Consider the following 15,548-nt stretch of genomic DNA (forward strand, 5'->3'; position numbering starts at 1 on the left):
ACGCTGACATGTCCGACCCTCTGACCCTCAATCAACGCTTCGTGCTGGCCTCGCGTCCGGTGGGCGCGCCGACGCCCGAGAATTTCCGTCTGGAGCGCGAGGCGCTGCCGGACCTTGAGGACGGCCAGGTGTTGCTCAAGACCCTGTACCTGTCGCTCGATCCCTACATGCGCGGACGCATGAGTGACGCGCCGTCCTACGCGGCGCCGGTACAAATCGGCGAAGTGATGACCGGTGGCGCTGTCAGCCGGGTCGAGCAGTCGCGTCATCCGAAATTCCACCCTGGCGATCTGGTCGTCGGTGCCACCGGTTGGCAAAGCCACAGCATCAGCGATGGCCGCAACATCATCCCGATTCCGTCGGGCCTGCCGAGCCCGTCGATGGCGCTTGGCGTGCTGGGCATGCCGGGCATGACCGCCTACATGGGATTGATGGACATCGGGCAGCCTAAAGAAGGGGAGACCCTGGTGGTCGCCGCCGCTTCCGGCGCAGTGGGCTCGGTGGTCGGCCAGGTTGCGAAGATCAAAGGTCTGCGCGCCGTCGGCGTGGCTGGTGGTGCCGAGAAGTGCAAATACGTGGTCGAGGAACTGGGCTTCGACGCCTGTATCGATCACAAGGCGCCGGATTTCGCCGAACAACTGGCCAAGGCCTGCCCCAATGGCATCGACATCTATTATGAAAACGTCGGCGGTCACGTCTTCGATGCCGTCGTGCCGCTCCTCAATCCCAAGGCGCGGGTCCCGTTGTGTGGCCTGATTGCTGGCTACAACGCTTCGGAAGCGCCGAAAGGCCCGGATCGCCTGCCCATGTTGCAACGCACCTTGCTGACCAAACGCGTACGGATTCAGGGTTTCATCGTGTTCGACGACTACGGTGACCGTCAGCCGGAATTTATCAGCGCGATGGTGCCGTGGGTGCGCGAGGGCAAGGTGAAATTCCGCGAGGACGTGGTCGAGGGCCTGGAGCAGGCGCCTGAGGCGTTTATCGGGCTGCTGGAGGGGCGCAACTTCGGCAAACTGGTGGTGAAGGTCGCCCAGGACTGAGGATTTGACGCTGGCCGGAGGCGCGGGTATAAACCGCGTCTCGTTGTTTTGTCGGACTTTTTCCCCATGAGCTTCAGCCCTTTGATTCGCCAACTGATCGACGCCCTGCGAACCTTGCCGGGCGTGGGTCAGAAAACTGCCCAGCGTATGGCGTTGCAGTTGCTCGAACGTGACCGCAGCGGCGGTACGCGCCTGGCCCAGGCCTTGAGCCAGGCCATGGAAGGGGTCGGACACTGCCGCCAGTGCCGCACGCTGACCGAAGACGATCTGTGCCCGCAATGCGCCGACACCCGCCGCGACGACACGCTGCTGTGCGTGGTGGAAGGGCCGATGGATGTCTACGCGGTCGAGCAGACCGGATTTCGCGGGCGCTATTTCGTGCTCAAGGGGCACCTGTCGCCGCTGGACGGCCTGGGCCCGGAAGCCATCGGCATTCCGCAATTGATGGCGCGGATCGAAGAGGCGGGCACCTTCACCGAAGTCATCCTCGCCACCAACCCGACCGTGGAAGGCGAAGCGACGGCACACTACATCGCCCAGTTGCTGCAGAACAAAGGCTTGATCGCCTCGCGCATCGCTCACGGCGTGCCGCTGGGCGGCGAACTGGAGCTGGTGGACGGCGGCACGCTGGCTCACTCGTTTGCCGGGCGCAAGCCGATTTCCCTCTGAGCCACACAATCCTGTTGAAAACCAAGCAAGCGCTCGGTTAAGTTCGGCGAACCCTTCCATGGAGTTCGCCGATGCCCGCCTTCCAGGAATACTTCGACCCCAACCACCAAATGGTCCGCGACAGCGTCAGACGTTTCGTCAAGCGCGAGATCCTGCCGGACATCGATGCGTGGGAAGAAGCCGAAAGCTTTCCCCGTGAGCTGTACCTGAAGGCCGGTGCGGCCGGCATTCTCGGCATCGGTTACCCCGAAGCGCTGGGCGGCAGTCACGAAGGTGATCTGTTCGCCAAGATCGCCGCCAGCGAAGAACTGATGCGTTGCGGTTCCGGCGGGCTGGTGGCGGGGCTCGGCTCGCTCGACATCGGATTGCCGCCGATCGTCAAATGGGCCCGGCCCGAAGTGCGTAACCGCGTCGTCCCCCAAGTACTCAGCGGCGAGAAAATCAGCGCCTTGGCTGTCACCGAGCCGGGTGGCGGTTCCGATGTCGCCAACCTGCAGACCCGCGCCGTACGCGATGGTGATCATTACCGGGTCAGCGGCAGCAAAACCTTTATCACCAGTGGCGTACGCGCTGACTACTACACCGTCGCGGTGCGCACCGGTGCGCCCGGTTTCGGCGGCATCAGCCTGCTGCTGATCGAGAAGGGTACGCCGGGTTTCACCGTCGGCCGGCCGCTGAAGAAAATGGGCTGGTGGGCGTCGGACACGGCTGAATTGTTCTTCGATGATTGCCGGGTGCCCGTAGGAAACCTGATTGGCGCGGAGAACATGGGCTTTGCCTGCATCATGGGCAACTTCCAGAGCGAACGTCTGGCGCTGGCGCTGATGGCCAACATGACCGCGCAATTGGCGCTGGAAGAAAGCCTGAAGTGGGCGAAGGAACGTGAAGCGTTCGGCAAACCCATCGGCAAGTTCCAGGTGATCAAGCACCGCCTCGCGGAAATGGCCACAGCGCTGGAAGTCTCGCGGGAGTTCACCTACCGGCAGGCGGCGAAGATGGCGGCAGGGCAGAGCGTGATCAAGGAGATTTCCATGGCCAAGAACTTTGCCACGGACACTTCGGACCGGATTACCAATGAGGCGGTGCAGATTCTTGGCGGGCTGGGTTATATGCGCGAAAGTCTGGTGGAGCGGCTGTATCGGGATAACCGGATTCTGTCGATTGGCGGCGGGACGCGGGAAGTGATGAACGAGATCATCAGCAAACAGATGGGACTTTAGATTTTGCAGTGAGGCTGCCGGCCCATTCGCGAGCAAGCCCGCTCCCACATTCGACCATGTTCCATCCGGGGAATGCGGTCGAATGTGGGAGCGGGCTTGCTCGCGAAGGCGTAATGGCAGGCGCCGCTTATTTATCAGTCAACGCAAACTGCGTCAGGCAGAACGTCGGAATCCCCATGTCCTCCAGACGCTGCGAACCACCCAGTTCCGGCAGATCGATGATCGCCGCCGCTTCATGAACGCGGGCGCCCATGCGGCGGATCAGGTTGGCCGCTGCGATCAGCGTGCCGCCGGTGGCGATCAGGTCATCGAACATCACCACCGAGTCGCCTTCGCACAGGCTGTCGGCGTGCACTTCCAGAAACGCTTCGCCGTATTCGGTCGCGTAACCTTCGGCCAGCACGTCCGCCGGCAGCTTGCCCTGCTTGCGGAACAACACCAGCGGCTTGTTCAACTGATAGGCCAGTACCGAACCGATCAGGAAACCACGCGCATCCATCGCACCGATGTGGGTGAAGTCGGCTTCGACATAGCGGTGGGCGAAGCTGTCCATCACCAGGCGCAGGGCCTTGGGCGACTGGAACAGCGGGGTGATGTCGCGAAAGATCACACCCGGTTTCGGGAAGTCGATCACGGGGCGGATCAGGGATTTGATGTCGAAGGAGTCGAAGACCATCGTCGAGGTGTCCTGGCAGGGCTGCAAACGGCGCAGTATACCCGCGGCTGAAACGATTCGCTCGGCCGCGGGTCGAGATCAGACTTCGAGCGAGCCGCCGGCCAGGGCGCAGAGCTGGATCGGGTCGAGGATGTGGATTTCCTTGCCCTCGGCGGCGATCAGTTCGTTCTGCTGGAAGCGGGTGAAGACCCGGGACACGGTTTCCACCGCCAGCCCCAGATAGTTGCCGATTTCATTGCGCGACATGCTCAGGCGGAACTGGTTGGCCGAGAAGCCGCGAGCGCGGAAACGCGCCGACAGGTTGACCAGGAACGTGGCGATGCGCTCGTCGGCAGTTTTCTTCGACAGCAGCAACATCATCTGTTGGTCGTCGCGGATTTCCCGGCTCATCACGCGCATCAGCTGACGGCGTAGCTGCGGCAGTTGCAGGGCCAGTTCATCGAGGCGTTCGAAGGGGATCTCGCAGACCGAAGTGGTTTCCAGTGCCTGAGCGGACACCGGGTGTTTCTCGGTGTCCATGCCGGACAGGCCGACCAGCTCGCTCGGCAGGTGGAAACCGGTCAGTTGCTCTTCGCCGGTATCGCTCAGGCTAAAGGTCTTCAGAGCGCCGGAGCGTACTGCATAAACGGAATCGAAGGTGTCGCCCTGGCGGAACAGGAACTCACCCTTTTTCAACGGGCGACCCCGTTTAACGATTTCGTCCAGCGCTTCCATGTCTTCCAGATTCAGCGAAAGTGGCAGGCAGAGAGGGGCCAGGCTGCAATCCTTGCAATTAGCCTGGTTGTGAGCGCGCAGTTTAACTGGCTCGGACATTTCTTAAATCCTTGTGGGAAAACACACATAAGGCGTAAGGGTAACCCACTGGAAGACATTCAGGCCAGCCTGTGGCGAGATTGCCCCACCGGCAAAACGCCGCAGGGATGACGGCCGATAAACGTGTCTCGGACGGCGTGCAAGGCACCGTTTCGATGACCGCTATGGATACGCAGCCCCCTGCGTTGTTGACGAAAAGTCAGATCACCCGGGAAAAGCGCTGGCGATTCTGCTGTTCCAGATACGCATCGAACACCATGCACACCGAACGCACCAGCAGTCGTCCGGCCGGCAGCACGGTGATGCGTTCGCGATCCAGTTCGATCAACCCGTCCTGCGCCATGCCCTGCAATTGTGGCCAGAGCGCGCCGAAGTAACCCTGAAAATCGATGTTGAAACTGCGCTCGATCTCGGCGAAGTCCAGGCTGAAATTGCAGATCAGTTGCTGAATCACCGCGCGGCGCAGGCGGTCGTCAGCGTTGCACACCAGGCCTCTGCTGGTGGCGAGTTGCGCGCCGGCGAGGGTGTTCTGGTAGTGATTGAGGTCGCTGCTGTTCTGGCAGTACAGGTCGCCGATCTGGCTGATGGCCGACACGCCTAGCCCGATCAGGTCGCAGTGACCGTGGGTGGTGTAGCCCTGGAAATTGCGTTGCAGGGTCGATTCTTCCTGAGCAATCGCCAGTTCATCGTCGGGCAGGGCGAAGTGGTCCATGCCGATGTAGCGATAGCCGGCGGCGGTCAGTTGTTCGATGGTGCGTTGCAGCATTTCCAGTTTCTGCGCCGGGCTCGGCAGTTCGTTGCCGTTGATCCGCCGCTGCGGCATGAAGCGTTCCGGCAGGTGCGCGTAGTTGAACACCGAGAGCCGGTCCGGTTGCAGGCTGATGACTTCCTCGACGGTGCGGGCGAAGTTGTCCGGGGTCTGCTTGGGCAGGCCGTAGATCAAATCGATGTTGATCGAGCGAAATTGCAAGGTGCGCGCCGCGTCGATCACCGCGCGGGTTTCCTCCAGGCTTTGCAGGCGATTGACCGCCCGTTGTACCGCCGGGTCGAGATCCTGCAGGCCGATACTGACCCGGTTGAAGCCCAGTTCCCGCAGCAGGCCCATGGTCGACCAGTCGGCTTCGCGCGGGTCGATTTCGATGCCGTAGTCGCCGGAATCATCGTCCAGCAGATTGAAATGCTTGCGCAGGTGCGCCATCAACTGGCGCAGTTCGTCGTGGCTGAGAAAGGTCGGCGTGCCGCCGCCAAAGTGCAGTTGCTCGACTTTCTGCGCCGGGTCGAGGTGGCAGGCGATCAGCTGGATTTCCTGCTCGAGCCGTTGCAGATACGGCAGCGCGCGGCCGCGATCTTTGGTGATGACCTTGTTGCAGGCGCAGTAGTAGCAAATGTTCGCGCAGAACGGCACGTGTACGTACAGCGACAGCGGGCGCAGGGCCTTGCGGCTGTCGCGCAGGGCGTGGAACAGGTCGAAGGTGCCGACCTGACTGTGAAATTGCACGGCCGTCGGGTACGAGGTGTAGCGCGGCCCCGCCAGGTCGTAGCGGCGGATCAAATCGGTGTCCCAACGAATGGCGTCGAGCATGCGGGCATTCCCCCGGATAGGCTGGCAGTGTGCCGAGTCTAGGGGAGGGCGCGAAAAGGCATCTTGATTTGCATCAACGGCATCAACGGCATCAGTGGCCCATCAGCCAGTGCTGGTGCGGCCCTGGCAGGGTCCAGATACCGAACAGGATCACCAGCAGACCGCCGGCCATGCGCACGCTGCGTTTGCGCAACAGCGCCGTGACCCGCTCGGCCGCGAGGCCGGTGGCCAGCAATACCGGCCAGGTGCCGAGCCCGAAGGCGAGCATCAGCAACGCGCTGTAGAGTGCATTGCCCTGACTGGCCGACCACAGCAACGTGCTGTAAACCAGCCCGCACGGCAGCCAGCCCCACAGCGCGCCTAGCAGCAAGGCCCGCGGCAGGCTCGACACCGGCAGCAGACGATTGGCGACGGGTTGAATGTAACGCCACAGTCCGCGCCCAAGGCTTTCGATACGGGTCAGGCCGCTCCACCAACCGGCCAGGTACAAGCCCATGGCGATCAGCAGCAAACCGGCGAGCACGCGCATGAACAGCGCGGCAGGACTGTTGGCCACGGCCCATCCGGCCAGTCCGATCAGTAATCCCGCCGTGGCATAACTGAAAATCCGCCCGAGGTTATAGGCCAGCAGCAATCGAAAACGTCGGCTGCGTTGTTCCTTGGGAATCGCCAGGGTCAGTGCGCCCATCAAGCCTCCGCACATGCCCAGGCAATGGCCGCCGCCGAGCAGGCCGAGGATCAACGCAGACACCAGCAGCGGCGCCAGTTCAAGCATGGGGTGGCGCCTTGTCGTCCGCTTTTGTAGGGTTGGCTTCGTCCACCGCAGCGGTGTGGTTCGGGTCCTGATCGTCGAACAGGATGCTGTGGGCCGGGCCATCGAGGTCGTCGTATTGGCCGCTGTCCACCGCCCAGAAGAAGATGTAGACGGCGATGGCCACGATCAGCAGCGCGGCCGGAATCATCACGTAAAGAGCTGGCATCTGTACTCCATGCCCGCGCGGCTCAGGCCGGCAGCGGGCGGGTTTCTGACGTGGCGCTGACGGCCGGCGCACTCGGCAGGCGAGTCAGGCGCAGGGCGTTGAGCACCACGGTCAGCGAACTGATCGACATGCCGACGGCGGCCCACACCGGAGTGATCCAGCCGAGGGCGGCGAACGGCAACATAAGGCCATTGTACAGCGCGGCCCACAACAGGTTCTCGATGATCACCCGGCGTGTGCGGCGCGCCAGCGTGAAGGCTTGTACCAAGGCGTCGAGGCGATTGGACAGCAGCACCGCGTCGGCACTGGTTTTCGCCAGATCGGTGGCCGAGCCCATGGCCACGCTGATGTCCGCAGCGGCCAGCACCGGCACGTCGTTGACCCCATCGCCGAGCATCAATACCTTGCGGCCGTCCTTGTGCAGTTGTTGCAGCACTTGCAGCTTGTCGTCCGGACGCAGACCGCCCCGGGCCTCGTCGATGCCCAGTTCGGCGGCAACACTGGCGACCATCGGCGAACTGTCGCCCGACAGCAGCAGCGTGCGCCAGCCGCGTGCCTTGCACGCCGCGAGCAGGGCGGGGGCGTCGTCGCGCAGGCGGTCGTCGAGGGCGAACCAGGCCAGCGGCCCCTGATGGTCACCGAGCAGCAGCCATTGCCCCGGCTCTTTCGGCATCGACGGCACCGGCGCGCCGCTGAGATCACAGACAAAATCCGCCTGACCGATGCGCAAACGCTGTTCGCCAACCAGCCCTTCAAGCCCCAGGCCCGGCGTGCTGTGGACATCTTCGGCGGCCAGTGGCGCGCGACCGAAGGCGCGGGCGATCGGGTGTTCGGAACGGTTTTCCAGAGCGGCGGCCAGACTCAGGCATTGATCGCTGTCGAGGGCGCCGAGCGGTCGAATCGAGCGCAGTACCAGTCGGCCTTCTGTGAGGGTGCCGGTCTTGTCGAAGATCACCGTGTCGATCTGGTTCAGACCTTCCAGCACATGACCGCGCGTCAGCAGCAGGCCGAGTTTGTGCAGGGTGCCGGTGGCGGCGGTCAGCGCGGTCGGCGTTGCCAGAGACAGGGCGCACGGGCAAGTGGCGACCAGCATCGCGAGGACGATCCAGAAGGCGCGCGAAGAATCCAGTTCCCACCACAACAGGCCGATGGCGGCCGCCGCGATCAGCGACAGCAACAGGAACCATTGCGCGGCGCGGTCGGCGATTTCCGCCAGCCGTGGTTTTTCCGCCTGGGCGCGATCCAGCAGGCGGACGATCGCCGACAGCCGCGTGTCCTGACCCAACGCCTGCACCTCGACGGTCAGCACACCTTCCACGTTCAGCGTGCCGGCGGTGACGGCATCGCCCTTGGTGCGCGGTTGTGGCAGGTATTCGCCGGTCAGCACCGACTCGTCGATGCTCGACTGGCCATCGAGGATCTTGCCGTCCGCCGGCAGCACCGAACCGGGCTGCACCAGCACCCGGTCACCGAGGCACAGTTCGCTGAGCAGGATCCGCTCGCTCTGGCCGGCATCGTCGAGGCGCAGGCACGAGGCCGGCAGCAAATTGACCAGTTGCGCGGTGGCAGCGGCGGTGCGCTCGCGGGCGCGACGTTCAAGGTAGCGCCCGGCGAGCAGGAACAGCGCGAACATGCCCACCGCGTCGAAATACAGCTCGCCGACCCCGGTGATCGAAGTCCAGATCCCGGCAACATACGCCGCGCCGATCGCCAGTGAGACCGAAACGTCCATGGTCAGATGACGGGTGCGCAGATCGCGCATGGCGCCTTTGAAAAACGGCGCGCAGCTGTAGAACACGATCGGCGTGGTGAGGAACAGAGCGACCCAGCGCAGGATGGTGTGCAACTCCGGGCTGAGGTCAATGTTGAATTCCGGCCAGGTCGCCATGGTTGCCATCATTGCCTGAAACCACAGCAGCCCGGCGACCCCGAGTTGACGCAGGGCGAGGCGGTTTTCACTGGCCAGTTGTTCGCTGGCGCGGTCGGCCTGATACGGGTGCGCGGCATAGCCGATGTGGCGCAGTTCGCCGAGGATCTGGCTCAGCGGCAATTGTCCGTCGGCCCAACGTACGTGGAGGCGATGGTTGGACAGGTTCAGCCGCGCCTCGGCCACAGCGGGCAGGGTGCGCAGGTGTTTCTCGATCAGCCAGCCGCACGCGGCGCAGCTGATGCCTTCCATCAGCAGCGTGGTTTCGGCCAGTTCGCCTTCGTGGCGCACGAAGGGTTGCTGCACGTCGGCGCGGTCGTACAGCTCAAGCTCATCGACCAGTTGCACCGGCAGCGCTTCGGGGTTGGCCGAAGCTTCGCTGCGATGCTGGTAATAGCTTTCCAGCCCGCCGGCGACGATGGCTTCGGCCACGGCCTGGCAGCCGGGGCAGCAGAACTCGCGGGACTCCCCGAGCACGACGGCGGTGAAGCGGCTGCCGGACGGGACGGGCAGGGCGCAGTGGTAGCAGGGGAGTGGAGTGGTCATGGCATTGTCGAGGGAATAAACCCCTGGAATCGAGTGGTCCGCTTGCCCTCACCCCAGCCCTCTCCCGGAGGGAGAGGGGGCCGATCGGTGGTGGCCGGATTAATGGGTTCAGTCAGCGACATCGTCACTGGCATACATGGCGCGTGCAAGCGTCCGAGATCAGTTCCCTCTCCAGGGGGAGAGGGCCAGGGTGAGGGGGCACTTGCAGTGCTGCTTAATTCTTCAGGTCTTCTGCACCCTGCAACGGCTCATCACCCAGCAACAGATCCTTGTCATGGTTGACCAGCTCTTCCTCGAACATCCGCCACACGTGATCGTCCTGAGTACCCAGCAACTCCACAAAACGCCGGCCTTCGATCTTGTCGCTCAACTGGCCGATGTAGCGGCCCTGTTCAGTCTCGCTGCGGGCGAGGACGATCTTGCGATCCTTCTCCGGCTGGGTCGGCGAGATCAGGTTCAGTTCCAGGGTTTTCGGCTGGCTGTCGCCGCTCAGGCGCAGGTCGACTTCGCCGGTGACGTCATCCAGGTGCACGGCGGCGCGCATCTTCAGGGTCTGCGCCAGCAATTCACGGTCCAGCGAACGGTTGATGCCTTTGCCGGCCTCGTAGTAGTTGTCGTTGACCAGGTTATCCGGGTTGTTCACCGCGATGGTCACCATGGACAGCGTCAGGGTCACCGAACAGGCCAGAATCCCGATGATGATCCATGGCCAAAGGTGCTTGTACCAGGGACTTGCGGCGTTTGCTGCGGGCATGTTCAGTTCTCTCAACGATTTTGTGGGCCGATGAATCGGCTCTTGGCTTCTACGTGGACGCTGTCGTCATCGGCGTCCTTGAGGATAAATTTCACCTCGTTGGTGCTCGATGGCAATTGTTCAGGCGCGCTCGACAGCTCGACCGGCATGCTGAAGATTTCCCCGGCCGGCACCTTGATCTCGCGTTTGCCTTGCAGGCGCAGATCCGGCAAACCGGCGGCTTCCAGCACGTAAGTGTGGTCGCGCTGATCCTTGTTCATGATCTTCAGGCTGTAGACGTTTTCGATCCGGCCTTCGGCGTTTTCGCGGTACAGCACGCGGTCCTTGCTGACGTCGAAACCCACCAGCGAACGCATGAAGAAGGCCGTCACCAACAGGCTGATCATCGCCAGCAGCACCACGGCATAACCGATCAGGCGTGGCCGCAGTTTATGGGTTTTCTGCCCGGACAAGTTGTGTTCGGTGGTGTAGCTGATCAGCCCGCGCGGGTAATCCATCTTGTCCATGATGCTGTCGCAGGCGTCGATGCACGCGGCGCAACCGATGCATTCGATCTGCAGGCCGTCGCGGATGTCGATGCCGGTCGGGCAGACCTGGACGCACATGGTGCAGTCGATGCAGTCGCCCAGGCCCTGAGCCTTGTAGTCGATGCCTTTCTTGCGCGGACCACGGCTTTCACCGCGACGCGGGTCGTAGGAAACGATCAGCGTGTCCTTGTCGAACATCACGCTCTGGAAGCGTGCATACGGACACATGTAGATGCACACCTGCTCACGCAGCCAGCCGGCATTGCCGTAGGTGGCGAGGGTGAAGAAACCGACCCAGAAATACGACCAGCCATCGGCTTGCCCTGTGAAGAATTCGATTACCAGTTCGCGGATCGGCGAGAAGTAACCGACGAAGGTCATGCCGGTGACGAAACCGATCAGCAGCCACAGCGCGTGCTTGGCGAATTTACGCAGGAACTTGTTGGCGCTCATTGGCGCCTTGTCGAGCTTGATGCGCTGGTTGCGGTCGCCTTCGGTGACCTTCTCGCACCACATGAAAATCCATGTCCAGACGCTTTGCGGACAGGTGTAACCACACCAGACCCGGCCGGCATACACGGTGATGAAAAACAGACCGAAGGCGGCAATGATCAACAGCCCGGAAAGCAGAATGAAATCCTGCGGCCAGAAGGTGGCACCGAAAATGAAGAACTTGCGCTCCGGCAGGTTCCACCACACGGCCTGGTGGCCGCCCCAGTTCAACCACACCGTACCGAAATACAGCAGGAACAGCGCCGCGCCGCCCATCATCCGCAGATTGCGGAACAGGCCGGTGAAAGCACGGGTGTAGATTTTTTCTCGAGAGGCGTAAAGGTCGACGCTGTTGTTTGCGTTCTTGCTGGGTGGCGTGACGTCGTGTACCGGAATCTGGTTGCTCATCATTGCATCCCACGGCAGTGGAAAAATGCCTCGGTCGATGCGTGCCGGCCGGGGTCAAAAAGGGGTGTTGCGGTGGCGCAATGATACGCCTGTACTACCGACGAACGGGTGCGACCTTTGGTCGCGTTGGGGAAAAATCATGAATGGTGTAGCGAATGTAACAAAGCATGATGCAGATCAATTGACTATAGACGATCCTTGGTCCCGTTCTCCCGAACGAGCCCCCGGAATGCGCTGACATGCCTGTCTGGAGCGGCATCAAACCAGTTTTCCACCTCCGAGACTGTCCAGCCCGTTGCCTTTACTCTTCTCGGCGCGTTCGACTGTTTTTGTTTTGTCGCTGGCAGGGGCTTCGGTAGGTGTGGTTTGAATTTCCGAATAGGCGTAAAGGAAATCGTCACGGGGTTGAACGCAGTCGTGATCAGATTCTCGCATTGGTTTTCTTCCTTGAGGTCAATGTGTCGAACGACAAGCTACAGGGCACCTCATTAAGCGTCCATCGAGCATTCGTCTCAAATCATGAAGGTGCCGGAATGCAAAACGGCCCCGCCAATTCTCATTGGCGGGGCCGCTTTGTTTGCTTCAGGCGTTGGCCTTACTGGGCCTCGGCTTCCGCTGGTTTTTCACCGTGGGACAGGCTGTAAACGTAAGCCGCCAGCAGGTGAACCTTGTCGTTGCCTTGCAGTTGTTCCTGGGCAGGCATCTGGCCCTGACGGCCGTAACGGATGGTCTGCTGCAGTTGGGCGAAGCTCGAACCGTAGATGAACGCGGCCGGGTGGGTCAGATCGGGTGCGCCCATGGCTGGCGTACCTTTACCCGCCGGGCCGTGGCAGGCCACGCAGTTGGCGGCGAACAGTTTCTGGCCATTGGCCGGATCTGCCTTGGTGCCTTCCGGCAGCTTGCGGCCATCCAGATTGGTCAGCACGAACGCAGCCACGTCGGCCACGCCTTGCTCACCGATCACTTCAGCCCAGGCCGGCATCACCGCGTGACGACCGCCCATGATGGTGGTCTTGATGGTTTCCGGCTCGCCGCCCCAGCGCCAGTCGGCGTCGGTCAGGTTGGGGAAACCATAAGCGCCCTTGGCGTCGGAGCCGTGGCAGACCGAGCAGTTGGAGGCGAACAGACGGCCACCCATCTTCAGGGCTTGCGGATCCTTCGCTACTTCTTCGATCGGCATGGCGGCGAACTTGGCGAAGATCGGACCGAACTTGGCGTCCGAACGGGCCATTTCCTTTTCCCACTCGTGAACGCCGGTCCAGCCGGTCTGGCCGTTGGCGAACGCGGTCTGCTTCTCGGTATCGAGGTAGTTGTAACCCGGCAGCAGACCTTTCCAGTTGCCCAGGCCCGGGTACAGCACCAGATAACCCAACGCAAACACGATGGTGCCCACGAACAGCATGAACCACCATTTCGGCAGCGGGTTGTCGTACTCCTCGATCCCGTCGAAGGAGTGGCCGACCGTCTCGTCGGTCTGTTCGGTGCGCTGGCCCTTGCGGGTCGACAACAACAGCCAGGTCAGGGAAAAGATCGTACCGAGACTGAGGACTGTGACGTACAGACTCCAGAATGTAGTCATTCTTTGTTACTCCTAGAAGCTTGCTCGACGTGCTTGATGGCTTCGGGATCATCCGCGAAGGGCAGCAAGGTCGCGTCTTCAAACTCCGACTTGCGCTTGGGGCTGAACACCCACAACGCCAGGCCGATGAAGGCAACCATCACGACAACGGTGCCCAGGCCTCGAATCATCCCGATATCCATCAGAATCACCGTTTGCTTTTGATGATGGTGCCCAGGCCTTGCAGATAGGCCACCAGCGCGTCCATTTCGGTTTTGCCCTTCACGGCATCTCTTGCACCGGCGATGTCTTCGTCGGTGTAAGGGACGCCGAGCGTGCGCAACACTTCCATTTTCTTGGCCGTGTCTTTGCCATCGAGCTTGTTTTCTACGAGGAACGGGTAGGCCGGCATTTTCGACTCGGGGACGACGTTGCGCGGGTTGTACAAGTGCGCACGCTGCCAGTCATCGGAGTAACGACCGCCGACGCGGGCCAGGTCCGGGCCGGTACGTTTGGAACCCCACAGGAACGGGTGATCCCAGACGCTTTCACCGGCGACCGAGTAGTGGCCATAGCGTTCGGTTTCGGCACGGAACGGACGGATCATCTGCGAGTGGCAGCCGACACAGCCGTTGGCGATGTAAACGTCGCGGCCTTCCAGTTCAAGGGCGGTGCGCGGCTTCATGCCTTCGACCGGCTTGTTGGTGACGTCCTGGAAAAACAGCGGAACGATTTGGGTCAGGCCACCGACGCTGACGGCGATGACCATGAAGAAGGCCAGCAGACCAATATTCTTCTCGACAGCTTCATGCTTCATCAGTGAGCTCCAACTACGGCGATCTTGGCGGCGGCTTCGGCTTCAGCCGGGTTCGAGGCGCGAACGGTGCGCCATACGTTGTACGCCATCAGCAGCATGCCGCTGGCGAAGAACGCACCGCCCAGGGCACGGACGATGAAGCCGGGGTGGCTGGCCTGCAGCGCTTCGACGAACGAGTAGGTGAGGGTGCCGTCGTCGTTGATTGCACGCCACATCAGGCCTTGAGTGATGCCGTTGACCCACATCGAAGCGATGTACAGCACGGTACCGATGGTCGCGAGCCAGAAGTGCGCGTTGATCAGGCCGGTGCTGTGCATCTGCGCGCGGCCGAACAGTTTCGGGATCATGTGGTAGATCGCGCCGATCGAGATCATCGCTACCCAGCCGAGAGCGCCGGCGTGTACGTGGCCGATGGTCCAGTCGGTGTAGTGCGAGAGCGAGTTGACGGTCTTGATCGCCATCATCGGACCTTCGAAGGTCGACATGCCGTAGAACGCCAGCGATACCACCAGGAAACGCAGGATCGGGTCGGTACGCAGCTTATGCCAGGCGCCCGACAGGGTCATCATGCCGTTGATCATGCCGCCCCAGCTTGGCGCGAGCAGGATGATCGACATCGCCATGCCCAGCGATTGTGCCCAGTCCGGCAGAGCGGTGTAGTGCAGGTGGTGCGGACCGGCCCAGATGTACAGAGTGATCAGCGCCCAGAAGTGCACGATCGACAGACGATAGGAATAGATCGGACGTTCGGCCTGTTTCGGCACGAAGTAGTACATCATCCCCAGGAAACCGGTGGTCAGGAAGAAGCCCACGGCGTTGTGGCCGTACCACCACTGGATCATCGCGTCGGTGGCGCCCGAGTAGGCCGAGTAGGACTTGAACAGGCTGACCGGCAGCGACATGTGGTTGACGATGTGCAGCATCGCGGTCACCACGATGAACGCACCGTAGAACCAGTTACCGACATAGATGTGCTTGGTCTTGCGCTTGGTGATGGTGCCGAAGAACACCAGTCCGTAGGAAATCCAGACAATGGCCAGCAAAATGGCGATCGGCCATTCCAGTTCCGCGTATTCCTTGGTGGTGGTGTAACCCAGCGGCAAGGTAATGATCGCGCCGACGATCACCGCTTGCCATCCCCAGAAGGTGAAGGCCGCGAGGCTGTCGGAAATCAGTCGCGTCTGGCAGGTTCGCTGCACGACATAGTAGGAAGTGGCAAACAGTGCACAACCACCGAAGGCGAAAATCACCAGGTTTGTGTGCAACGGGCGCAGGCGTCCAAAGCTCGTCCACGGCAGACCGAAGTTCAACTCCGGCCAGACCAGTTGCGAGGCGATGAAGACACCGAGCCCCATGCCAAGGATCCCCCAGACCACCGTCATGATGGCGAACTGGCGGACTACCTTATAGTTATAAGCAGTCGGACTGATTGCTGTGCTCATTCTAAGGTTCCACGGTTTGGGTGTTTTATTAGGATTAAAATCGGCCGCAAGTATGTAGAAAGCAGGGGGTCAATGCAACGCGCCATGACCTGGG

16 protein-coding genes are annotated in these 15,548 nt (G+C 61.8%); 3 read left to right on the plus strand and 13 right to left on the minus strand.

The features are described from left to right. Nucleotides 1-8 precede the first annotated feature (8 nt). The 3 genes from curA to ACKUG4_RS09995 all read left to right on the plus strand — a co-directional run bounded on the left by curA (nt 9) and on the right by ACKUG4_RS09995 (nt 2,932). Complete coding sequence (gene curA / locus ACKUG4_RS09985; protein ID WP_285412307.1) at nt 9-1,043, plus strand: NADPH-dependent curcumin/dihydrocurcumin reductase; 1,035 nt, start codon at nt 9-11, stop codon at nt 1,041-1,043. 66 nt (nt 1,044-1,109) lie between these two features. Then, nucleotides 1,110-1,712 carry a recombination mediator RecR gene (gene recR / locus ACKUG4_RS09990; protein WP_007951652.1) on the plus strand — a complete coding sequence of 201 codons (603 nt, stop codon included), beginning with the start codon at nt 1,110-1,112 and terminating at the stop codon, nt 1,710-1,712. Nucleotides 1,713-1,783: 71 nt separating this feature from the next. Then, on the plus strand, nt 1,784-2,932 hold the full coding sequence (locus ACKUG4_RS09995; RefSeq protein ID WP_445433909.1) for an acyl-CoA dehydrogenase family protein: 1,149 nt from the start codon (nt 1,784-1,786) through the stop codon (nt 2,930-2,932). Between the two features lie 127 nt (nt 2,933-3,059). Here the strand turns inward: ACKUG4_RS09995 and ACKUG4_RS10000 are convergent, their stop codons facing one another. From ACKUG4_RS10000 to ccoN, 13 genes are all read right to left on the minus strand, one after another. Continuing rightward, on the minus strand, nt 3,060-3,608 hold the full coding sequence (locus tag ACKUG4_RS10000; protein WP_003223345.1) for an adenine phosphoribosyltransferase: 549 nt from the start codon (nt 3,606-3,608) through the stop codon (nt 3,060-3,062). A gap of 78 nt (nt 3,609-3,686) precedes the next feature. Next, complete coding sequence (gene fnr, locus ACKUG4_RS10005; RefSeq protein WP_039770035.1) at nt 3,687-4,421, minus strand: fumarate/nitrate reduction transcriptional regulator Fnr; 735 nt, start codon at nt 4,419-4,421, stop codon at nt 3,687-3,689. Nucleotides 4,422-4,620: 199 nt separating this feature from the next. Then, nucleotides 4,621-6,003: an oxygen-independent coproporphyrinogen III oxidase gene (hemN, locus tag ACKUG4_RS10010; protein ID WP_011333280.1), complete on the minus strand. Its 1,383-nt coding sequence runs from the start codon at nt 6,001-6,003 to the stop codon at nt 4,621-4,623. Between the two features lie 91 nt (nt 6,004-6,094). Further along, nucleotides 6,095-6,778 (minus strand): sulfite exporter TauE/SafE family protein, encoded by a 684-nt coding sequence (locus ACKUG4_RS10015; RefSeq protein ID WP_445433910.1) that lies wholly within the window; start codon nt 6,776-6,778, stop codon nt 6,095-6,097. After that, entirely contained in the window at nt 6,771-6,983 is a 213-nt protein-coding gene (ccoS, locus tag ACKUG4_RS10020) for a cbb3-type cytochrome oxidase assembly protein CcoS (protein ID WP_064594725.1), read from the minus strand. The genes ACKUG4_RS10015 and ccoS overlap by 8 nt, the downstream gene beginning before the upstream one ends. A gap of 22 nt (nt 6,984-7,005) precedes the next feature. Continuing rightward, nucleotides 7,006-9,456 (minus strand): heavy metal translocating P-type ATPase, encoded by a 2,451-nt coding sequence (locus ACKUG4_RS10025; protein ID WP_445433911.1) that lies wholly within the window; start codon nt 9,454-9,456, stop codon nt 7,006-7,008. A gap of 214 nt (nt 9,457-9,670) precedes the next feature. Continuing rightward, complete coding sequence (locus tag ACKUG4_RS10030) at nt 9,671-10,210, minus strand: FixH family protein (protein WP_443526600.1); 540 nt, start codon at nt 10,208-10,210, stop codon at nt 9,671-9,673. An 11-nt stretch (nt 10,211-10,221) separates the two neighbouring features. After that, on the minus strand, nt 10,222-11,637 hold the full coding sequence (ccoG, locus tag ACKUG4_RS10035) for a cytochrome c oxidase accessory protein CcoG (RefSeq protein ID WP_039770041.1): 1,416 nt from the start codon (nt 11,635-11,637) through the stop codon (nt 10,222-10,224). 258 nt (nt 11,638-11,895) lie between these two features. Then, on the minus strand, nt 11,896-12,072 hold the full coding sequence (locus ACKUG4_RS10040) for a hypothetical protein (RefSeq protein ID WP_156669314.1): 177 nt from the start codon (nt 12,070-12,072) through the stop codon (nt 11,896-11,898). 160 nt (nt 12,073-12,232) lie between these two features. Next, a complete protein-coding gene (gene ccoP, locus ACKUG4_RS10045) occupies nt 12,233-13,216 on the minus strand; it encodes a cytochrome-c oxidase, cbb3-type subunit III (RefSeq protein WP_102717707.1) in 984 nt (327 codons plus the stop codon). Then, entirely contained in the window at nt 13,213-13,398 is a 186-nt protein-coding gene (locus ACKUG4_RS10050) for a CcoQ/FixQ family Cbb3-type cytochrome c oxidase assembly chaperone (protein WP_003175465.1), read from the minus strand. Before ACKUG4_RS10050 ends, ccoP begins: the two co-directional genes overlap by 4 nt. A gap of 5 nt (nt 13,399-13,403) precedes the next feature. Continuing rightward, nucleotides 13,404-14,012, minus strand: coding sequence for a cytochrome-c oxidase, cbb3-type subunit II (gene ccoO / locus ACKUG4_RS10055; protein ID WP_011333287.1), 609 nt, complete (start codon nt 14,010-14,012; stop codon nt 13,404-13,406). Continuing rightward, the gene (ccoN, locus tag ACKUG4_RS10060; protein ID WP_039770049.1) at nt 14,012-15,454 is read right to left on the minus strand and encodes a cytochrome-c oxidase, cbb3-type subunit I; all 1,443 of its coding nucleotides are present in this window, start codon (nt 15,452-15,454) and stop codon (nt 14,012-14,014) included. The genes ccoO and ccoN overlap by 1 nt, the downstream gene beginning before the upstream one ends. Nucleotides 15,455-15,548 lie beyond the last annotated feature (94 nt).

The organism is Candidatus Pseudomonas auctus, from assembly GCF_048654275.1.
Classification (GTDB): Bacteria; Pseudomonadota; Gammaproteobacteria; order Pseudomonadales; family Pseudomonadaceae; genus Aquipseudomonas; species Aquipseudomonas pharyngis.

Excerpts from the sequence above, each read along its gene's own strand:
- ACKUG4_RS09995 (WP_445433909.1), top strand. The coding sequence starts at position 1,784 with ATGCCCGCCTTCCAGGAATACTTCGACCCCAACCACCAAATGGTCCGC.
- fnr (WP_039770035.1), bottom strand. The coding sequence starts at position 4,421 with ATGTCCGAGCCAGTTAAACTGCGCGCTCACAACCAGGCTAATTGCAAG.
- ccoP (WP_102717707.1), bottom strand. The coding sequence starts at position 13,216 with ATGACTACATTCTGGAGTCTGTACGTCACAGTCCTCAGTCTCGGTACG.
- ACKUG4_RS10025 (WP_445433911.1), bottom strand. The coding sequence starts at position 9,456 with ATGACCACTCCACTCCCCTGCTACCACTGCGCCCTGCCCGTCCCGTCC.
- ACKUG4_RS10040 (WP_156669314.1), bottom strand. The coding sequence starts at position 12,072 with ATGCGAGAATCTGATCACGACTGCGTTCAACCCCGTGACGATTTCCTT.
- ccoS (WP_064594725.1), bottom strand. The coding sequence starts at position 6,983 with ATGCCAGCTCTTTACGTGATGATTCCGGCCGCGCTGCTGATCGTGGCC.
- ACKUG4_RS10030 (WP_443526600.1), bottom strand. The coding sequence starts at position 10,210 with ATGCCCGCAGCAAACGCCGCAAGTCCCTGGTACAAGCACCTTTGGCCA.
- ACKUG4_RS10015 (WP_445433910.1), bottom strand. The coding sequence starts at position 6,778 with ATGCTTGAACTGGCGCCGCTGCTGGTGTCTGCGTTGATCCTCGGCCTG.
- ACKUG4_RS10000 (WP_003223345.1), bottom strand. The coding sequence starts at position 3,608 with ATGGTCTTCGACTCCTTCGACATCAAATCCCTGATCCGCCCCGTGATC.
- ccoG (WP_039770041.1), bottom strand. The coding sequence starts at position 11,637 with ATGAGCAACCAGATTCCGGTACACGACGTCACGCCACCCAGCAAGAAC.
- recR (WP_007951652.1), top strand. The coding sequence starts at position 1,110 with ATGAGCTTCAGCCCTTTGATTCGCCAACTGATCGACGCCCTGCGAACC.
- ccoN (WP_039770049.1), bottom strand. The coding sequence starts at position 15,454 with ATGAGCACAGCAATCAGTCCGACTGCTTATAACTATAAGGTAGTCCGC.
- hemN (WP_011333280.1), bottom strand. The coding sequence starts at position 6,003 with ATGCTCGACGCCATTCGTTGGGACACCGATTTGATCCGCCGCTACGAC.
- ccoO (WP_011333287.1), bottom strand. The coding sequence starts at position 14,012 with ATGAAGCATGAAGCTGTCGAGAAGAATATTGGTCTGCTGGCCTTCTTC.
- curA (WP_285412307.1), top strand. The coding sequence starts at position 9 with ATGTCCGACCCTCTGACCCTCAATCAACGCTTCGTGCTGGCCTCGCGT.
- ACKUG4_RS10050 (WP_003175465.1), bottom strand. The coding sequence starts at position 13,398 with ATGGATATCGGGATGATTCGAGGCCTGGGCACCGTTGTCGTGATGGTT.